Origin of the sequence: Bacillus sp. ok061 (assembly GCF_900108285.1) — a bacterium.
Lineage (GTDB): Bacteria > Bacillota > Bacilli > Bacillales > Bacillaceae_G > Bacillus_A > Bacillus_A thuringiensis_S.
Genome location: NZ_FNUW01000005.1, coordinates 30,785 through 48,387 on the forward strand (window position 1 = coordinate 30,785; position 17,603 = coordinate 48,387).

A 17,603-nucleotide genomic window follows, 5' to 3' on the forward strand; every position below is an offset into this window, starting at 1 on the left:
AACGGAACCGGAGGAAACCCAGGAGGCGGAACGGGAACAGATAACGGAACCGGAGGAAATCCAGGAGGCGAAACAGGAACAGATAACGGTAAAGTTATTGAAAGTACAACGAATCAAGTTGTACATCAAAAAGCAGAAGTATTAACAAAAAATATATCTAGTGTATTAATAAAAGAAGCAGTAGATACAGTCGAAAGTTATCAAGGTTTAATGAGCCTTTACGAAATGTATTATGGGATTGATTTAAGAACGAAAGATGTAGGTCCTAAGTTAGAAGAGGGAAGTTTAGATGCAATTGCGACGGATCAATCTTTGTACTACGTATTAAATAAACAAAGCTTAATTGATTTAATTTCAAATCTTGTGTCATCTAGTATTACGACAGAAGTTAAGCAAGATATGACAGGGTTAAAACAAAAATAGACTCTTATCAACAATTCATTACTAGTGCGGATCAAAATTCAATACTACTAGCAGAGAAATTAAATGGAACGACGCAACAAGCAACTAGTATGAATGAAAATTTAGGTGAGTATGTAAAAGGTTTAGCGAAATGGCGTGAGAATAGCTTAAAGCTAGTTGAAGAGCAGCAAGTAGTAACAACAAATCATGCTGGTGAGCAAACAGCTGTTTTATCGTTAGATTCTGGTATTAAATCATTAATGATGCAAAGTCAGTCATTGGTCGAAAGTTCGAAGCATAGTTTAGCAACTTCAGACGATGTATATAAAACATTTGATCAAATCAATGGACAAGCAAAAGAAATTCAAGACAGCGGAACGACAATTGTTTCAAAAGCTGATTTATTATTAAATGACTTTACGAAGAAAATGGAAGATGATAAATCATTCTCCAAAAACTTTACGAAAATTTTAGCGAATAGCCGTATTGGAGATCGTCAAAATGAGATGTTATATGACTTTTTAGCTAGTCCAGTTCAAAAGCAAAATGATGGAGTAATTGTAGCAGGAAATGCTTTTACACCATACTTAATTGTATTAACTTGTTTCATTGTTGCATTATTTACAGCATACGCAATTGCGAATCAAGAAAAGAAACGAATGCAATCAGATCATTTTGAAGAGAAATTCTCATTAATTGATATGAATGTACCAACTACAGTAGTAGCTTTCGGTATATCAATTGTGGAAGGGATTAGTATAGGTATCATTTCTGGGCGTCTTTTAAAGTTCGGTCAGGATCAAAGTTTACTATGGATTGCGTTCATCACATTTATTATGATGGCGTTTGTATTAGTCTCAACCTACTTATTACGACAAATAAAAATGGTAGGAATGTTTATACTATTAGTATTTTTAAGCATGTACCTATTTTTAACTGAGGCAGTTGGAAGTAAAGTAGATCAAATGTCGTCTGTCGGAAAGATACGTCAATTCTCACCGCTTCAGTATATAGAAAGTTTTCTAAATGATTTTATTAGTGGTAAAGATACTGGGAAAGTTATTTTTGTCGTATTGTTTGTAATTGCCATTATTGGATTGGTTAGTAATCTATTTGTATGGCATAAGAAATGGGAGGAAAAAGAAGTAAATGATCAAACAATGGAGCATAGTGGCTAAGTTATCATTTCTCTCTATCCTTTTACTGTTTGTCGCGCTACCGATCAGGAGCGCGGCTGACAGTTATCTTGGTGATGATGGGAAGATTAAGTTTAAAGTGGATCGACTTGAAGAAAGCGACCAAGAAAAAAATAAAAAGGAACATAAGGAAACAGAATTAGATAAAGCATCAATTGAGTTATTTAACCAAGATATAGAAGAAGAAATTGAGAAAAAGAAAAAGAAAGAACAAAAAGATATGGAAGCTCTGCGAGATTCTCTTTTTATAAAACAAAAAGAGAATAATAGTGTTAAAGATACGAAAAATAGTTTGTTTAGCAGTGAATACATTGTCAGAAAAAGTGCAGATGAAGTAGCGAGTAATGAAACAATGAATGAAGAGCCAATTAGTATAACAATAATATTATTATTTGGCGGCGGCATTCTACTTATTTGCATCGGTATTTATACGGTTCTTCGTAAAAGTTGGAGGTAAAGCGATGGCAATACAAACACATATTAATGTCACAGTAGATTTTAATAAATGGAATGGAAATACATACGATTTGCGTATTCCGAATCACCAATCTATTAAATATTTATTGAAAAACTTATTAGATACGCTAAAGATTGATAATCATGAAGGTTCACATTTTGTAATTAAAGTGAAAAATAAGTCAATTGTTTTAACAGATAATGATCGTTTAATTGATCACCAAATAACAGATGGAGATATTTTGCAAGTTTTATAAAGAATATTTTTTACTTTTAGTTATTTGAAAATAAGTTATTACGGGTTATAAAGAAAAGGAGAAGAGGATAAACATGACGGAAAAAATAATTCAAATTGATGCAATGAACTATCAATTTCAAATAGAAAAAGAAAATTGGAAATTGGAGATGACCAAATCTCAAACACGTATAAAAGACTTCCGTCAATTCGATATAATTACGGGCGAATCATCTGAATTTGTACCATTAACAATAGAAGAAACGGATGATATGTTTACGTTTCTATATCAAGTAGATAAAAAATTATATAAGTGGGACGATCTTAGCCGTTTTGGAAGAAATGAGAAATTAAGACTACTTCGGAATGTTGCGCAGTTTCGTAAATATTTAAATAAACGAATCACGTTCTTTTTACATCCAGACAATATAGTTTTTAATGCTAATTTAATACCAAGTATTATACATAGAGGAATTCGAGATATTGTTCCACCAACCCCGTTATTAGAAGAGCAATTTTTAACACAATATAAGTGTCTAATTATTGCTTTATTCTCCCAAAAACATAACTTTGATGATTTGTATGCTGGGTTACTAAAAGATGCAAAAGAAACAACATTTGAACAGACCGTTGCTCAAATGGAAAGCTTAGATGCATTACTGCAGTTTCTTGATGACAGCTTTGAGAAGGAACAAACAAAAACAGAAAAAAATATGCAGTTAGTACCTAAAAAAAGCTATAAATCATTTAAATACTTAGCTTTTTCCTTCATAGCGGCGACAGTTATTTTAGCTGCTCCTTTAATATATTTCACTTTTATAAAATTTCCTTATCAAAATAAATTATTAGAAGCAAATGCAAGTTTCATAGCAACTGATTATGACAAAGTCATTACGCAATTGAATGAAGAGGAGTTTGAATCATTACCGATTGCATCTAAATATGAGTTAGCATTTGCATACATTACAGCTGAAAAACTAGGTGAAGCTCAAAAGAAATCGATTATGAAAAACATTAGTTTGAAAAGTGATGAAAAGTATTTGCTGTATTGGATGTATAACGGAAAAGGTAATTTTGATAAATCATTAGATTTAGCTAAGACACTTGATGATCCTCAGCTTATTATGTACGGCCTTGTTAAACAAATTGAATCACTGAAAAATAATCCGGATTTATCAGGGGAAGAACGTGATCAAAAGTTAAAAACATATGAGCAACAATTAGATGAATATAAAAAGAAATATGGCAATTCATCAAGCGATAAAAATTTGTCGGACACAGAGAAAAAAGAGTAAGCACTTGATGAGACAGTTGAAAAGGAGCAGTGAACACGGATGGAGCAACTATTAGTATTGACTTATGGAGACAAAATATATAAGTGCACATTACATCCAAATGAGCAATCAATAGTGTCGATTGGAAAAGAGTGGACAAATGATATTACGAATCCAAGTTTAGAACAAGAAGTAGAGTTAAAGTGGAATAATGAAGTAAATGCTTGGATGGTACAGGATCAATTAATAGAATTTAATAAGGAAATTGAGATTGGGAAAACAAGAGATGTGAGCTTGAAAATCTTTATATCTATTGTTGGCACAACTAAAGTGTTTGATATCGGAACGAAACATTCTCTTACAGTGAGTCAAAACGATTACGATGATATTTCTATTACCGGGACTAGTGTAGATTTAATGCTATCTCGCGAAACGTTGTACGATTCTTTTAAAGTGAACGTGTATGGCGGGGATGTATTTCATAATTATACGAAGTTAAAAGATAGCGTTATGTTGGAATCAGGAGACGTATTATATTTTGATGGTATTTTATTGGAGATTGGTAGTGAAGACATTCAAGTACTTTCTTCAGAAGATAAAGTGAAATCTGCGTTACCTATTTTAGTAGAATCAGAAACAAATTATCAAAGTGGTTATCCAGACTATCATCGTTCACCGCGTATTATTTATCGTGAACCAGAAGAGAAAATGACAATTGCAAAGCCTTCAAGTATGCCATCAAAACCAACGGAGCATTTAGCAAGAATCATTGCACCTTCACTTGTCATGATTGTCGTAACTGTATTACTTGCTATTTTCATGAAATATGGAATGTTTATTATTGCATCGATTGCGATGACATTAGTAACAATCATTGTTTCTGTCACATCGTATATTAAAAATTTGAAGCAATATAAAGTCGACATTGTTGAACGAGATAAAAGCTATAGAGAGTATATAAAACAAAAAACGAAAGATTTACATGCAGAAAGTGAAAAACAGCGTCACGCATTACATTATCACAATCCAAATGTAGAAGTAATACGTAATATGGCAGTTCAAGTAAATCCTAGAATTTATGAAAAAACAATGTTACATCATGATTTCTTAACATTTAGCGTTGGAACAGGACAAGCTAATACGAGTTTTGAAATTCAATTTAATGAAGAAGAATTTAGTCAAACGAAAGATGAATTAATCGATATAGCACGTGAACTAAGACAGCGTTATCTATCATTGGAAGATGTACCAGTTGTAACAGATTTAATGAATGGACCAGTCGGTTATATTGGCCAACGCTCTTTAGTGTTAGAGCAATTACAATTATTAGTTGCACAAACGGCTTTATTCCATAGTTATTATGACTTGCAGTTTATTACTATTTTTCCGGAAGAAGAAAAAGAAAAATGGGATTGGATGCGCTGGTTACCTCATGGAAGTGTTCGTGATATAAATGTACGTGGATTTGTATACCATGATCGTAGCCGTGATCAAGTGTTAAATAGTTTGTATCAAATATTGAAAGAACGAAAATTAAAACTAGATGAAAAAAGTTCTACTAATGAAAAAATGTACTTTGCACCGCACTATGTCGTTCTCATTACAGATGAAAAACTAATATTAGACCATGTTGTTATGGAATTCTTTAATGATGATCCGAGTCAATTAGGTGTATCACTTGTATTTGTACAAGATGTTATGCAAAGTTTACCGGAGCATGTGAAAACGGTAATAGATATAAGAGATGCAAAACAAGGGAACATCATCTTAGAGCAAGGAGAGCTTGTTAACCGTCAATTTAAACTAAATCACGTACCGAAAGGGTTCAATTTAGAAGATATTTCACGGGCATTAGCACCATTAAATCATTTGCAAAACTTAAAAAATAGTATTCCAGAAAGCGTAACATTTTTAGAAATGTACGGCGTTGAAAAAGTAAAAGAACTGAATATCACAAGTCGTTGGGAGAAAAATGCAGCGCATAAATCTTTAGCTGTACCACTTGGATTACGTGGTAAAGAAGATATCGTAAACTTAAACTTACACGAAAAAGCACACGGACCACACGGATTAATAGCAGGTACAACCGGTTCAGGTAAATCGGAAATTATACAATCGTATATTTTATCTCTAGCAGTCAATTTCCACCCGTACGAAGTAGCCTTTTTACTAATTGACTATAAAGGCGGCGGAATGGCGAATTTATTCAAAAACTTACCGCATTTATTAGGAACAATTACGAACTTAGATGGAGCACAAAGTATGAGAGCGCTCGCATCAATTAAAGCTGAATTGCAAAAAAGACAACGCCTATTTGGGGAAAATGATGTAAACCATATTAATCAGTATCAAAAACTGTATAAAGAAGGCTTAGTAAGTGAGCCGATGCCACACCTATTTTTAATTAGTGATGAATTCGCGGAACTGAAGTCAGAACAACCAGAATTTATGAAAGAGTTAGTTTCAACAGCGCGTATCGGTCGTTCACTCGGGATCCATTTAATATTAGCTACGCAAAAACCGAGTGGTGTTGTAGATGATCAAATTTGGAGTAACTCGAAATTCAAACTAGCACTAAAAGTTCAAAATACGTCAGATAGTAATGAAATCTTAAAAACGCCAGATGCTGCTGAAATTACATTACCAGGACGTGCTTACTTACAAGTTGGGAATAATGAAATTTATGAACTATTCCAATCAGCTTGGAGCGGAGCAGACTATGTAGAAAACAAAGAGGATAAAGAACATTTAGACGCAACAATCTATGCAATAAATGATCTAGGACAATATGAAATATTAAGTGAAGATTTAAGTGGACTTGGTAGCAGTAAAGAAGTAATAAGCGTACCATCTGAACTGGATGCTGTTATTGACTACATTCACGATTACGCAGAAATAAATGAAATTGAAGCGTTAGCTAGACCGTGGTTACCACCACTTCCAGAAAGCGTATATTTACAAGACTTACACGCTATTCAGTTCAAAGAAGCATGGACGAAAGAAAAGAAACCATTACAAGCAACAGTTGGTCTACTAGATCAGCCTGAATTACAATCACAAACACCATTAACACTAGATATTAGTAAAGACGGACACGTAGCAGTCTTCTCAAGTCCAGGCTACGGAAAATCAACATTCTTACAATCAGTCATTATGGATGTAGCTCGCCAGCATAGTCCGGAGCATTTGCATGTGTATTTATTAGACTTCGGAACAAATGGCTTAATGCCATTAAAATCTTTACCGCATGTGGCAGACATCATTACATTAGACCAAGTTGAAAAATGCGAGAAATTTCTTCGTCGCATAGAAGACCTATTAAAAGAGAGAAAGCAATTGCTAAGTAAATATGGTGTTGCGAGTCTTGAAATGTATGAGAGAGCTAGTAAAGAAGTATTACCAACAATATTAATTACGTTAGATAACTATGATGCTGTTAGAGAAGCTGGATTTGTCGAAGACTTTGAACGCATTATTGCACAAATTGTACGTGAAGGGGCAGCAGTAGGAATTCATTTAATGCTTACGGCTACACGTCAAAATGCATTGAGAGTACAAGTAAATACAAATATTAAACTACAAATTGCTCTATATATGATAGATGAGGCAGAATCTAGAGCTATTGTAGGAAGAACAGAGTTAAAAATTGAAGAATTAGCAGGCCGTGGTTTAGTTAAAATTGACGAACCAACAATCTTCCAAACAGCTTTACCGACAAATGGAGAAGATGTCCTTACTCGAATTGAAAATATACAAGCTGAAGGAAAAGAGATGGATTCCTTCTGGGATGGAGAAAGACCGAAAGCAATTCCTATGGTACCTGAAGTTCTGGAATACAAGGAATTCATTGCATGGCCAGAAACAAGAAAAATTATTGAAGCAGGCAAACTAACATTTGGTGTAGAGACAGAAAACGTTACGCCTCTCGAATTAGATTTAACGGAAGCGTCTAATATTGTTGTAGGGGGAATTAAGAAAGATGAAGTTGAAAATGTAGTTCATCAATTCCTTCAACAGTTAGCAGACAGTGGACACTTTGACCTAGGTTTAATTGATACAAGAACACGAAATTTCTCAAACTATAGAGAGAGCGCTGCTTTATATGTAGCTGAAAAAACAGGAATTGAGAAAACGATTAAACAAGTTACAAACGCTTATAAATCGAGAGAGGCGGCGTTTAAAGAGGAGCAGGAAGCATCAAGTGAAACAGTGAACCCGGCAGAATTTATTAAGAAATTTAAGCCGATTGTAATCGTAATTGCAGATGTAAATGATATTTTAAGTAATTTAGAAGATAGCGATATATATAGTTTAGCGGAATTAATAACAAATGGTGCATTTATGGGCATCCACTTCGTAATTGGCTGTGATGTTGATTCAATTGACAGTCGATACGACTTAGTTTCAAAAACAATAAAAACGCAATCTCATGTTATTTTACTTAGAAAATCATCAGGCCAAATGGTCTTCGATGTATCTAATAAAGATTTAAGTAGTACAAAATTAAATCCATTTGAAGGGTATTTTGTTGAAAATCGTTTTGCTACTAGAATTAAAGTGCCAACTATTTAAGGGGGGATTTGCATGGGGATAGAGGAATTAAATAGTCAAAAATCTGGTTTATTAAGTAGTATAAGTCATCAACAAGGGCAATTGGCTGAACTACAAATGAAACTAAGAAGGCTAATAACTGCTAAAGGGAAATTTGTAAATAATCTTGAAGCAATTAAACAAAATCAAGAGCAGTTTAAGTCTTTAGAAATAAACGAAAGTAGTTGGAAAGGGCAAAGAGCAACTACTTTTAAAGAAACATATGAACAACAAGTCATTTCGAATTTAGGGAAGTTTATCGGAGAACTAGGGAGAGTGCAAGAAGACATCGATCAAGCTATACGGCGGCTTGAAAGAGAAATCGCTACATGTGAGTCTAGTATTCTTTCTCTAAGTAGAAGTGTTTCAATGGTTGATGCTAGTATTCAAGTAGAAGTACAGAAGGCGGGGAAATGATAAATGGGGGAAATTAAATTAAATAAAGGGGTATTTGATGCGAAAGTAAGTGATTTGAAAAGTGGTGCTAGTGATTTAGGTAAGACTAAATTTAATGGTATGCAGTTGAGTCGTACGAATTTGACTAGGCTGATTCAATATTGTGAAGCAATTGAAAAGTTATCTCAAAAGGTGCAGCGATATGAACAGATATTAGAAAATGACTTAAATAAAATACAACAAACTGGGGAGAAAATAGTTGAAAAAGACGAACAACTTGAGAAGCAATTAAGAATGATAGATTCAAATTATCATGCAAAATAAGGAGGGAGAAACGTGGATAAAAATATAGAGTTACAAGAAGTAAAAGAACTTCAAAATAGATTTCAAGCAAGTGCCACTGAGTTGAATCAACAGTTTGAATCATTATTAGGAAAGATAGCGGATTTTAGTGAGATTAATTCATTTCAAGGTGCTGCTGCTGATGGAATTAAAGGCCATTTATCTAGAGTTCATGGAAGTGTTATTTCAGGTTGTATGGTCGCAGCAGAAAGCTTAAGTATGCAATTTGAAAAAGCATTAGAAGATTTTAATAGTTCTGTTGATAGTGATGCAGATACGAAGATTTATGGGAGTTATTTAGATAATGTAAAGCAAAAAATTAATGGGTATAGTAACAGTTTTAATCAATCGAATGAGTTAGCCCAACAGACTATCAGTTCAATTAATGATATTGTTCCGATCCATTATCCCCCATCATCAGGAATTTCTGAAGGGGTTGAAAAAAGTCAAAAAGAAATCAGTGATACGTTAGAAAAACTAGAGGCTTACAATAGTCAACAAAATGATCTTCAAAATTTTGATGACATGTTACGCGGATTAGATGGTGCTATGAGACAAATACAAGAGACTGAAGGGAACTTTTCTAGTGATACAACCGAAAAACTTCTGTCTGAAGGAACCTTTGCATCTATAGTTGGAGTAGCTAAAAAGATTGCGGGATATACGGGTAAAGTGAAAAAAGGAGTAGTCGGATTATTTTCTGGTTATTTACGCCTTGTTTACATGAAAAAAAATTTGGGGTTTGGTGTTGATTTTCATGTTGATGCTCGAAAAGGAAAAGGGGCATATGTATTTAAAACTTTAAACGATGCCGATATTGTAGCGGCTTCCAAACTTTTAGCTTCAGATGCAAATGAAGATGCTATTTTTAAATTTATTTTTAAAGATAAATTTAAAGTCAATTACAACAACGAAACAAGAAATGTAATAAAACAAGCAAAAAAAGATATTTATAAATTGCCTGAATTTAAAGCGGTTGAAGATTTTATGATGACTCGGAATGCAGGAGGTTTTTTAAAAGCATTTAAAAATAGATGGACAGATTCATTTGGGACCGAATTTCAAAAGAGCATTGACGAATTCAATTTTAAGAAGTGGCCAGAGACATTTAAAAAACTCAAAGGTACTGGGACGCTCTTCAAAAGTGTGGCAATTATTGGAACGGGGTTGACAGTTGTAGATAATATTATACAGTCACAAGATGATGGATTTCAGCTACAGGATGTAAGAGATGTTGCATTAGATACAGGTGTGGACTTAGCATATGCAGCGGGAGCAGCAGCAACTGGAGCAGCGATTGGGACTGCTGTGGGACCACTTGGAACCTTGGCAGGAGGAGCTATAGGTGCAGTGGTGGGGATTGGAGCCTCATTACTGGTGAATGAGAAACTTAGCATATTAGGAGGTGAAAGTGTAGTTAGCGGAACAAAGAAATTAGTAAAATGGGCAGTAAATATGAACGATAATTTAAAGTCTGGAAATTATAAAGAGTTTACGAAAGAAAATGAAAAGGTCCTGAAAAAATTAAAATCAATATTTTGGTAATTTATATAAAATTAGAAGGTAGGATAAATGAATGCTAAAGATAAAGGAAGAAGATTTGGGCCTTTTTGAAATTGAAAATAGAAACAGATTAAGTCCGGATTATATAAGAATCTTTTATGGGGGAGTTTTTGCATATACTTCTATACCAATGCTCATCATGTTTTTAGGTGTTTTGCTGAACGGTGATAAGATTTCTTTAACACCATTTGAAACATTTTTGGTACGAACTGAGGTAAAGTTATACATTTTGGAGTTGATTTTTTTAATAATTTTCATGTCTTCAAAGGTTGCTTTTAAATTACAGAAACTCCAAGCCATCGTGACTTTATTTTATTCTTTTCAATTAGCAACATTACCATTTATCGTTATGATGGTTGAAGGAATGTTTGATTTTCCAAGTAATAATAAAACGTTAGTTTATATTGGTTTAATAATGTTAGGTGCGCTTTGTACTCACATTGTAACTACAATTAATGTTTTTAAAAAGGCAAAACATGGAGGATATAAATCGGAAGGACCAGCTGTCTCATTTTTTACTAACGCAAAATTATATTTATTGATTGGAATGACAATTGGTGTAATGGTTCTACTTATATTAATTTTTTTAAATCTTAATTATACATTTAGCCAAATGGCAATTTATATTGTACAAACAATAATATTATATATATTCGCTGTAGTATCAGCAGAATTCGTCCTATTGGTGTATTGTCGCTTCAAATTCCCATCATTTAATATTACGTGGGAACAACATGAAAAGAAGCGCCAAGAATTCATAGCGAATAGAAAAAGAATAATAGAAAAAGAACAAAAGCGAAACAAAAACTGAAATGATATTTGTAAATAATAGTCATAAACTTTTTTTTATGTGTGGAAGAATCTATTTGTGAAGAAATAAATCATTGTATAAGGGGTAGAGATTATGAAAGTTCAGTATAAAGCATTATCGCTTTTAAATTTAATAAGCATCACTCAAATTGTAAAAAAAGATGATTGGTTATTACCAGCTATCGCACTTAGAAATCAAGTAGTTCATAACGATATATACCCAATAGGACCTGTTCTTTTTACGTATTCACCATTAGAGAATGAACCGGAATATGGTGAATATATGTATTGTGTCCCAGTGAATGGAAGGGTAAATATGGAAGAGGATTCACCTTATGAGTATATTGATGCAATTCTTATTGAAGAAGCACTTTGTGTTAGATTCTCAGATGAAGATGGTGATATTGAAGACGCTTATCGTGTTTTAAATGAATTTGCTGAACAGAATCATATGAAATTAGATAGTAGCTTTTATCACGTATGTTTAGATGTATATGGTGATATGTGGTTGGATATTTATGCTCCTATTATTGAAGTAGGTGAATTAGTGCGATGATAGTTGAGGAACAAAGCATTGCTTATACAAATGTTGTATCGAAAGAATATTTTTTTCACTATACTGATATGGAAAAAGTAATAGAAGATTTATTGACAGAAATTGCGCAAGCGAATTTAACGGTCAAAGGCCCAATGTTTTATGCGCTGAAAAATGTACCATCAGATGGAGATATGTTTATTGAATTATTTATGCCAGTATATGAGAGTAGTATTCCTAAATCAGAAACAATGAAGTTTCGAAGTTATTACTATGTTGATAACATGCTAATGAAAAGATATGCAGGAGATTTTGAAACATTAACAGAGTATGCATATGCTGAGATTCTTCAGTATATGGAAGATAATGAACTTGATATGATCTCACCTATTTACCATATTTTTAGTGGTGATGAAGAGTTACAGTATGTTGAAATAAAAATTGCAGTAGATACACAATAATAATTTAGTACACTTTTAGTAATAAAGATATGAAAAGTAAAACCCTAATTTTTGTTTTATTGAAGAATATAAAGGTATTCTTGAATTAAGAGTTCTAATTGTTGTTTTTAGTAGTAAGGGGCCTACATATGTGGTTATTTTCAAAAGAAAAACCTTTGTACTTTCAGTAAGAGTGTGGGGATAAAACTGGGGGATTAATTGAACAGAAAATATTGGATAAAGTATCGGTGGATGATTGCATAATAGCTGTTGAAATGCTTGATATATTGTTTATATACCTAAATTTGCAGAAGAACTTGCAACGATTTTATATATTAGTAATAAAGAATTATCCCGAACGGTTGCTATGTTTGTTGGTACATTTGAAATTTTTGTACAAGTTTCAAACACAACAAAAGTTATTATCCAATGTATTCCGGTAGATGAGGAAATGGAAGAATAAGTATTTTCGGATATGAAAGTGATTGATTTTAAATATAAGAAAAAATCCACTGACGAAGAGAAAGAAGAAATAGCAGAGTGGATGCTGGAATATAAAAAGATGTGTAAAACAATAGCAGAGCACTATGAAATAGCTTAAAAAGAATCATTATTATAATGTAAGAATATCTGAGATTAATAGAACCTTCTCTTTTCATCAAAATGAGAAGGTTTTTATTTTTAATCTACATGATTTAAGTGAATGTAGTTAAGGGTGGGACAATTGGATGTGGAATATAAAAGAAGAAGATTTAGATGAATTTAAAATAACATGTAGAAATCGTTTAAGCCCTGAAGGAGCTATGTTGTTTATGTTTGGTGGAATGCTTTATAGTTCGTTATTGATGCTTTTTATTTTTGGAGCACTAATTAGATTTGGCTGGGATTACTATCCGACTCTTTTTGACACAGTAATAGTCAGAATGGAATTGTTGTTATATAGCCTACAAGTAATCTTTTTTATTATATATCTGATCCCTAAGGTACGTTTTAAATTTCAAAAGCTCCAGACATTGGTGATATTATTATATGCGTTTCAGTTAGGTACTATAGGTCTTACGGCGTTTGTTCTTCCAGGGATGAGTAATTATTCTATTAATTTTATTACGCTTATTTATGTAGGTTTACTAGTATTAGGAGCAATACTTGTTCATGGTGTAACAACATTTGATACTTTTAAACAAGCAAGTAAAGGTGCATTTAGTATGGGAGAAAAATCTACTTCATTTTTTAATAAGGCAAAGAAAAATGTAATGTTGGGTGTGGTAATTTATGTACTAATTCTTCTTGTTTTAATTTATATACAAAATAATTACTCATTGAGCATAATGTTTGGTTACTTTATATTTACGTTCATCATGTACGCGATAGCAATAGGCGCAGCTGAGTTCCAACTACTAGCCTATTGTAGATTTAAGTTTCCGTCATTTTATATTTCGTGGGAGGAACACGAAAGGGGACGTCAGAAAAGACTAAAGCTTTATAAAGAGAAGGAAAAAAGAAAACTAAAGAAATAAAATAAGTTTTGTGTCGAAATGAGGAAAGATGAATGCTTAAAATAAAGGAAGAAGATTTAGGATTTTTTCAAATTACAAATAAAAACCGATTAAGTCCTGATGGTGTAATGGCCTTTTTAGTTGGAGTTTTTGTATACGCTTCATTACCGATGTTTTTTATTATTTTGGGTTTTTTACAACTTGGTTGGGAGACTTATCCAAAATCTTTTGAACGAATAATTGTTTCTGTAGAGTTAGCATTATATATTCTGCAAATCCTTTTTTTGATAATCTATTCATTTCCGAAATTAAGATTTAAATTACAAAAATTACAAGCCGTTGTAATTGTTTTTAACTCGTTTCAGGTTGCAACGGTAGGTTATGCGTATGTATTAATTGAAGCAATATTTGGATATTATTGTGAAAATCTAACAGTATTTTATGTAGGTCTATTATTATTAGGAGCGATAATTACTCATATTGTAATAACAATCCATACTTTTAAAAAAGCAAAATATGGAGGCTATAAGTTAAAAGGGGAGTCAGCCTCATTTTTTACTAATACAAAACTTTGGATGTTAATTGGAATGTTTATTTATATAGTTGTCCTGTTGATATTAATCTTTGCAAGTATTCGTTTTGCGCTAAAACCGATGGTGTTTTATTTTTTACAAACAATTATATTATATGTATTTGCCGTTGCATCAGCAGAATTCGTCCTATTGGTGTATTGTCGCTTTAAATTTCCATCATTTAATATTACGTGGGAACAACATGAAAAGGAACGCCAGGAATTTATAGCAAATAGAAAAAGAATGAGAGAGAAAGAACAAAAGCAAAATAAAAACTGAAATGATAATAGTAATAGATGGTTTTTTTATGGTGGAAGAATCTATTTGTGAAGAATTAAAACATTGTATAAGGGGTAGTGATTATGAAAGTTCACTATAAAGCATTATCGCTTTTTAATTTAATAAGCATCACTCAAATTGTAAAAAGGATGATTGGTTGTTGTCAGCTATCTCACTTAGAAATTAAGTAATTCATAGTGATATATACCCAAAAAGTAGCTAGAGGTGTGTAACTAGATGTGGGATGTAAAAGAAGAAAATTTAGAAAAGTTTAGGATGATATGTAGAAGGCGTTTAAGTCTGGAAGGTGCTTTAGGTTTTATGATAGGAACAATAGTGTATGTTTCAGTTATGATGTTTTTTCTTATTGGTACTTTAGTAACCTTTGGTTGGGACTACTATACTACTTTATTCGAAAAAACAATTGTTAAAATTGAACTTGTGCTATATAGCTTACAAATAATTTTTTTAATTCTATATTCATTTCCAAAAACTCGATTTAAATTTCAAAAGTTTCAAACGATTGTTGTGTTATTATATGCATTTCAATTAGGTACGATATTATTCACGGCTTTAATTCTTCCTAGAATGTCTGATTATATAATCGACGGAATTACATTAGTATATGTAGGCTTCTTATTTATAGGAGCAGTGATTGTTCATATTGTGACAACGATTGATACGTTTAAACAGGCAAGTGAAGGTGCATTTAGTATGAATGAAAGATCCGCTCCCTTTTTTAGTAAAACAAAAGGAGCTATGATGAAAGTAGCTTTAATATACGCATTAATCCTACTTGTTTTGATGTATTTTCAAAATGATTATTCAATTGATTTTTTTGTTATGTATGGAGTAGGAACTGTATTAATGTATGCGGTTGCAATCGGAGCGGCAGAATTCCAACTATTGGCGTACTGTAGATTCAAATTTAAGTCATTTCATATGACGTGGGAAGAGAATGAGAGAATGCGTGGGAGAATTCGAAAGCGAAATAAGAAATTCAAAACGAAAAATAAAGTGAAACTTTAATCAGTGGGGGTTTTCTTCATCCCCCACTGATTATTAGTTGAACCAATCGGACTTTTATGGGCAGTTGATCCCCCACCTAACTTCTTTGCTTTCGCTGCATTTTGAGGTGGGGGTCTTACTGCCCATTAAAGCGGGATAAATAATATATTAATAGAATTTTAGTGCGCGAAAAATAATTGAAACGTATAGAAGGTGAAGGGCCAGGATGTGGAATATAAAAGAAGAAGATTTAGATAAGTTTAGGATGACATGTAATGATCGTTTAAGTCCTGAGGGTGCTACAGGATTTATGTTTGGAGGAATACTTTATAGTTCAATAGCTGTTTTTTCTATTATTGTATCAGGTGATTGGGATTACTGTATGGTCCTCCTTAATATAGGAATTGTTAAGCTGGAAGTGTTGTTATATGCTCTGCAAGTAATTTTTTTCATTCTATATTTATTTCCAAAAGCTCAATTTAAATTTCAAAAGCTACAAACACTTGTTGTATTATTAAATGCATTTCAAATGGCAATAATCTTACTCGTAGTTTTGATTGGTACTAAAATGGCTAATAATTCAATTGATCAGATTACATTACTGTATGCAGGATTGTTATTTTTAGGAGCAGTTGTTGTTCATATTGTTACAACGCTTGATACACTTAAGCAAGCGAGTGAAGGTGCGTTTAGTATGGATGAAAGATCCGCTTCCTTTTTTAGTAAAGGAAAAGGAAAGATGATGAAGTGGGCTACACTATACGCAGTAACTATTCTTATTTTGATATCTTTTCATAACGATTATGGGTTTGATGATTTATTTATGTATGTAGTAGGGACCTTTTTAATGTATACGATAGCAATCGGTGCAGCTGAATTTCAGCTATTAGCATATTGCAGATTTAAATTTCCATCATTTAATAAAACGTGGGAGCAACATAAAAGAGAGACTCCAAGATATCGAAAGAAAAATAAAAAAGGTAAATCGAAACGTAAGGCATAAAGAAAGTGCGTATTGTACGTTTTGATGATAGAAAAGTAATTATTTACAAGAGAGTATTTTAACTTCTAAAAGAAAATTTAATTATGTAAGGTGATTAAAGTGATTAGAAGGTTATCTGATCGAAAATGTAGAGTGGGTAGTGTGATGATGAAATGAACATAAAAAAGGTTTCTAAAATGATTACTATCATAATAACAATCAGCCTACTACAAGCATGCAGTTTTTTTGAAGAAAAGGTAGAGTATGAGCCATTTATTAAGGCATTGGATGAAGGTGACATGAAAAAGGTTATGTCTGCAAGTGATGATGGGTATGCTTTTGTGGAACAAAGAGGTATTTATAGTACGTTTGAGCAAAAAGAAGATGGAGAGCATAGTAAGACAATTCGTCAAACTACGGAAGGTGTATATAATACAAAAGATAAAAGTTTATACGGAGAGGCGATACAAACAGTTATGACTGATATAGAAAAAGACAAGGGAAAAAGGACAAATGAGAATTATAAAAAAGAAACTATTTATAGTACTCATGTTAAGTATGAAAATGGACAGGTGAAAAGTTCGGATTCAAATCTAGATGTTTCATACGTAAACTTAATTGTAGATCGTTTAAATGGGATAGGGAAACTAAAGATGAAGCCCGAAGGTGATATAAAAAAGTTTGATCAGCCTAATTCAGTGGGATATCGACTAACTGAATCTGAATTTAAAGATATTATTAATAATAAATTAAAGATACAATACGATGAATTTGATGGAGCAACAATCGTATTGCACCTGAATGCCTCAAAAAATCCAAAACAAATTTTGCAAATGAGGATAGATATAGATTTTAAAGAAAAGAATGAGGATGGAAAATTAGTAGAAAATATGTTCCAAATAATAACGTATTTTAATAGAAAACAGGATAATAACCAAGATGCAAGACAGGAATATTTAAAATACAAGGCGCAGTACAACAAAAGAGATAGTTAAGAGTGGCGATGAACATAAAAAGGTATAAAATC

At 32.4% G+C, this 17,603-nt stretch carries 16 protein-coding genes and 1 pseudogene; all 17 read left to right on the plus strand.

Translation table 11 applies throughout. The features are described 5' to 3' along the window. A pseudogene (locus C4S65_RS08805) lies at nucleotides 1-1,580 on the plus strand (type VII secretion protein EsaA); the annotation flags it as partial. Further along, on the plus strand, nucleotides 1,552-2,055 hold the full coding sequence (gene essA, locus C4S65_RS08810; protein WP_000595661.1) for a type VII secretion protein EssA: 504 nt from the start codon (nucleotides 1,552-1,554) through the stop codon (nucleotides 2,053-2,055). The pseudogene C4S65_RS08805 and the gene essA, both read left to right, overlap by 29 nt. Before the next feature lie 4 nt (nucleotides 2,056-2,059). After that, a complete protein-coding gene (locus C4S65_RS08815) occupies nucleotides 2,060-2,311 on the plus strand; it encodes an EsaB/YukD family protein (protein WP_001007566.1) in 252 nt (83 codons plus the stop codon). Nucleotides 2,312-2,384: 73 nt separating this feature from the next. Further along, nucleotides 2,385-3,584 carry a type VII secretion protein EssB gene (essB, locus tag C4S65_RS08820; protein ID WP_000136612.1) on the plus strand — a complete coding sequence of 400 codons (1,200 nt, stop codon included), beginning with the start codon at nucleotides 2,385-2,387 and terminating at the stop codon, nucleotides 3,582-3,584. A gap of 39 nt (nucleotides 3,585-3,623) precedes the next feature. Continuing rightward, nucleotides 3,624-8,135 (plus strand): type VII secretion protein EssC, encoded by a 4,512-nt coding sequence (gene essC, locus C4S65_RS08825; protein WP_097960441.1) that lies wholly within the window; start codon nucleotides 3,624-3,626, stop codon nucleotides 8,133-8,135. Between the two features lie 12 nt (nucleotides 8,136-8,147). After that, nucleotides 8,148-8,570, plus strand: coding sequence for a DUF5082 family protein (locus C4S65_RS08830; protein WP_000510565.1), 423 nt, complete (start codon nucleotides 8,148-8,150; stop codon nucleotides 8,568-8,570). Nucleotides 8,571-8,573: 3 nt separating this feature from the next. After that, nucleotides 8,574-8,873 carry a TIGR04197 family type VII secretion effector gene (locus C4S65_RS08835; protein WP_053512322.1) on the plus strand — a complete coding sequence of 100 codons (300 nt, stop codon included), beginning with the start codon at nucleotides 8,574-8,576 and terminating at the stop codon, nucleotides 8,871-8,873. A gap of 12 nt (nucleotides 8,874-8,885) precedes the next feature. After that, a complete protein-coding gene (locus C4S65_RS08840; RefSeq protein WP_061667206.1) occupies nucleotides 8,886-10,436 on the plus strand; it encodes a T7SS effector LXG polymorphic toxin in 1,551 nt (516 codons plus the stop codon). 31 nt (nucleotides 10,437-10,467) lie between these two features. Continuing rightward, complete coding sequence (locus C4S65_RS08845) at nucleotides 10,468-11,265, plus strand: hypothetical protein (RefSeq protein ID WP_061667205.1); 798 nt, start codon at nucleotides 10,468-10,470, stop codon at nucleotides 11,263-11,265. 93 nt (nucleotides 11,266-11,358) lie between these two features. Beyond that, nucleotides 11,359-11,820, plus strand: a complete 462-nt coding sequence (locus C4S65_RS08850; RefSeq protein WP_061667204.1) for a DUF5085 family protein — start codon at nucleotides 11,359-11,361, stop codon at nucleotides 11,818-11,820. Further along, entirely contained in the window at nucleotides 11,817-12,260 is a 444-nt protein-coding gene (locus C4S65_RS08855) for a DUF5085 family protein (RefSeq protein ID WP_086406040.1), read from the plus strand. Before C4S65_RS08850 ends, C4S65_RS08855 begins: the two co-directional genes overlap by 4 nt. Nucleotides 12,261-12,714: 454 nt before the next feature. Further along, nucleotides 12,715-12,840, plus strand: coding sequence for a hypothetical protein (locus C4S65_RS35115; RefSeq protein WP_254905509.1), 126 nt, complete (start codon nucleotides 12,715-12,717; stop codon nucleotides 12,838-12,840). A 127-nt stretch (nucleotides 12,841-12,967) separates the two neighbouring features. Next, nucleotides 12,968-13,756 (plus strand): hypothetical protein, encoded by a 789-nt coding sequence (locus tag C4S65_RS08865; RefSeq protein WP_016109854.1) that lies wholly within the window; start codon nucleotides 12,968-12,970, stop codon nucleotides 13,754-13,756. 32 nt (nucleotides 13,757-13,788) lie between these two features. Then, nucleotides 13,789-14,586, plus strand: a complete 798-nt coding sequence (locus tag C4S65_RS08870) for a hypothetical protein (protein WP_016109855.1) — start codon at nucleotides 13,789-13,791, stop codon at nucleotides 14,584-14,586. A 237-nt stretch (nucleotides 14,587-14,823) separates the two neighbouring features. Continuing rightward, entirely contained in the window at nucleotides 14,824-15,615 is a 792-nt protein-coding gene (locus C4S65_RS08875) for a hypothetical protein (protein ID WP_103945203.1), read from the plus strand. A gap of 205 nt (nucleotides 15,616-15,820) precedes the next feature. Beyond that, the gene (locus C4S65_RS08885) at nucleotides 15,821-16,597 is read left to right on the plus strand and encodes a hypothetical protein (protein ID WP_061666638.1); all 777 of its coding nucleotides are present in this window, start codon (nucleotides 15,821-15,823) and stop codon (nucleotides 16,595-16,597) included. A gap of 152 nt (nucleotides 16,598-16,749) precedes the next feature. Next, complete coding sequence (locus C4S65_RS08890) at nucleotides 16,750-17,571, plus strand: DUF3952 domain-containing protein (protein WP_098013425.1); 822 nt, start codon at nucleotides 16,750-16,752, stop codon at nucleotides 17,569-17,571. The last annotated feature ends 32 nt before the right edge of the window (nucleotides 17,572-17,603 follow it).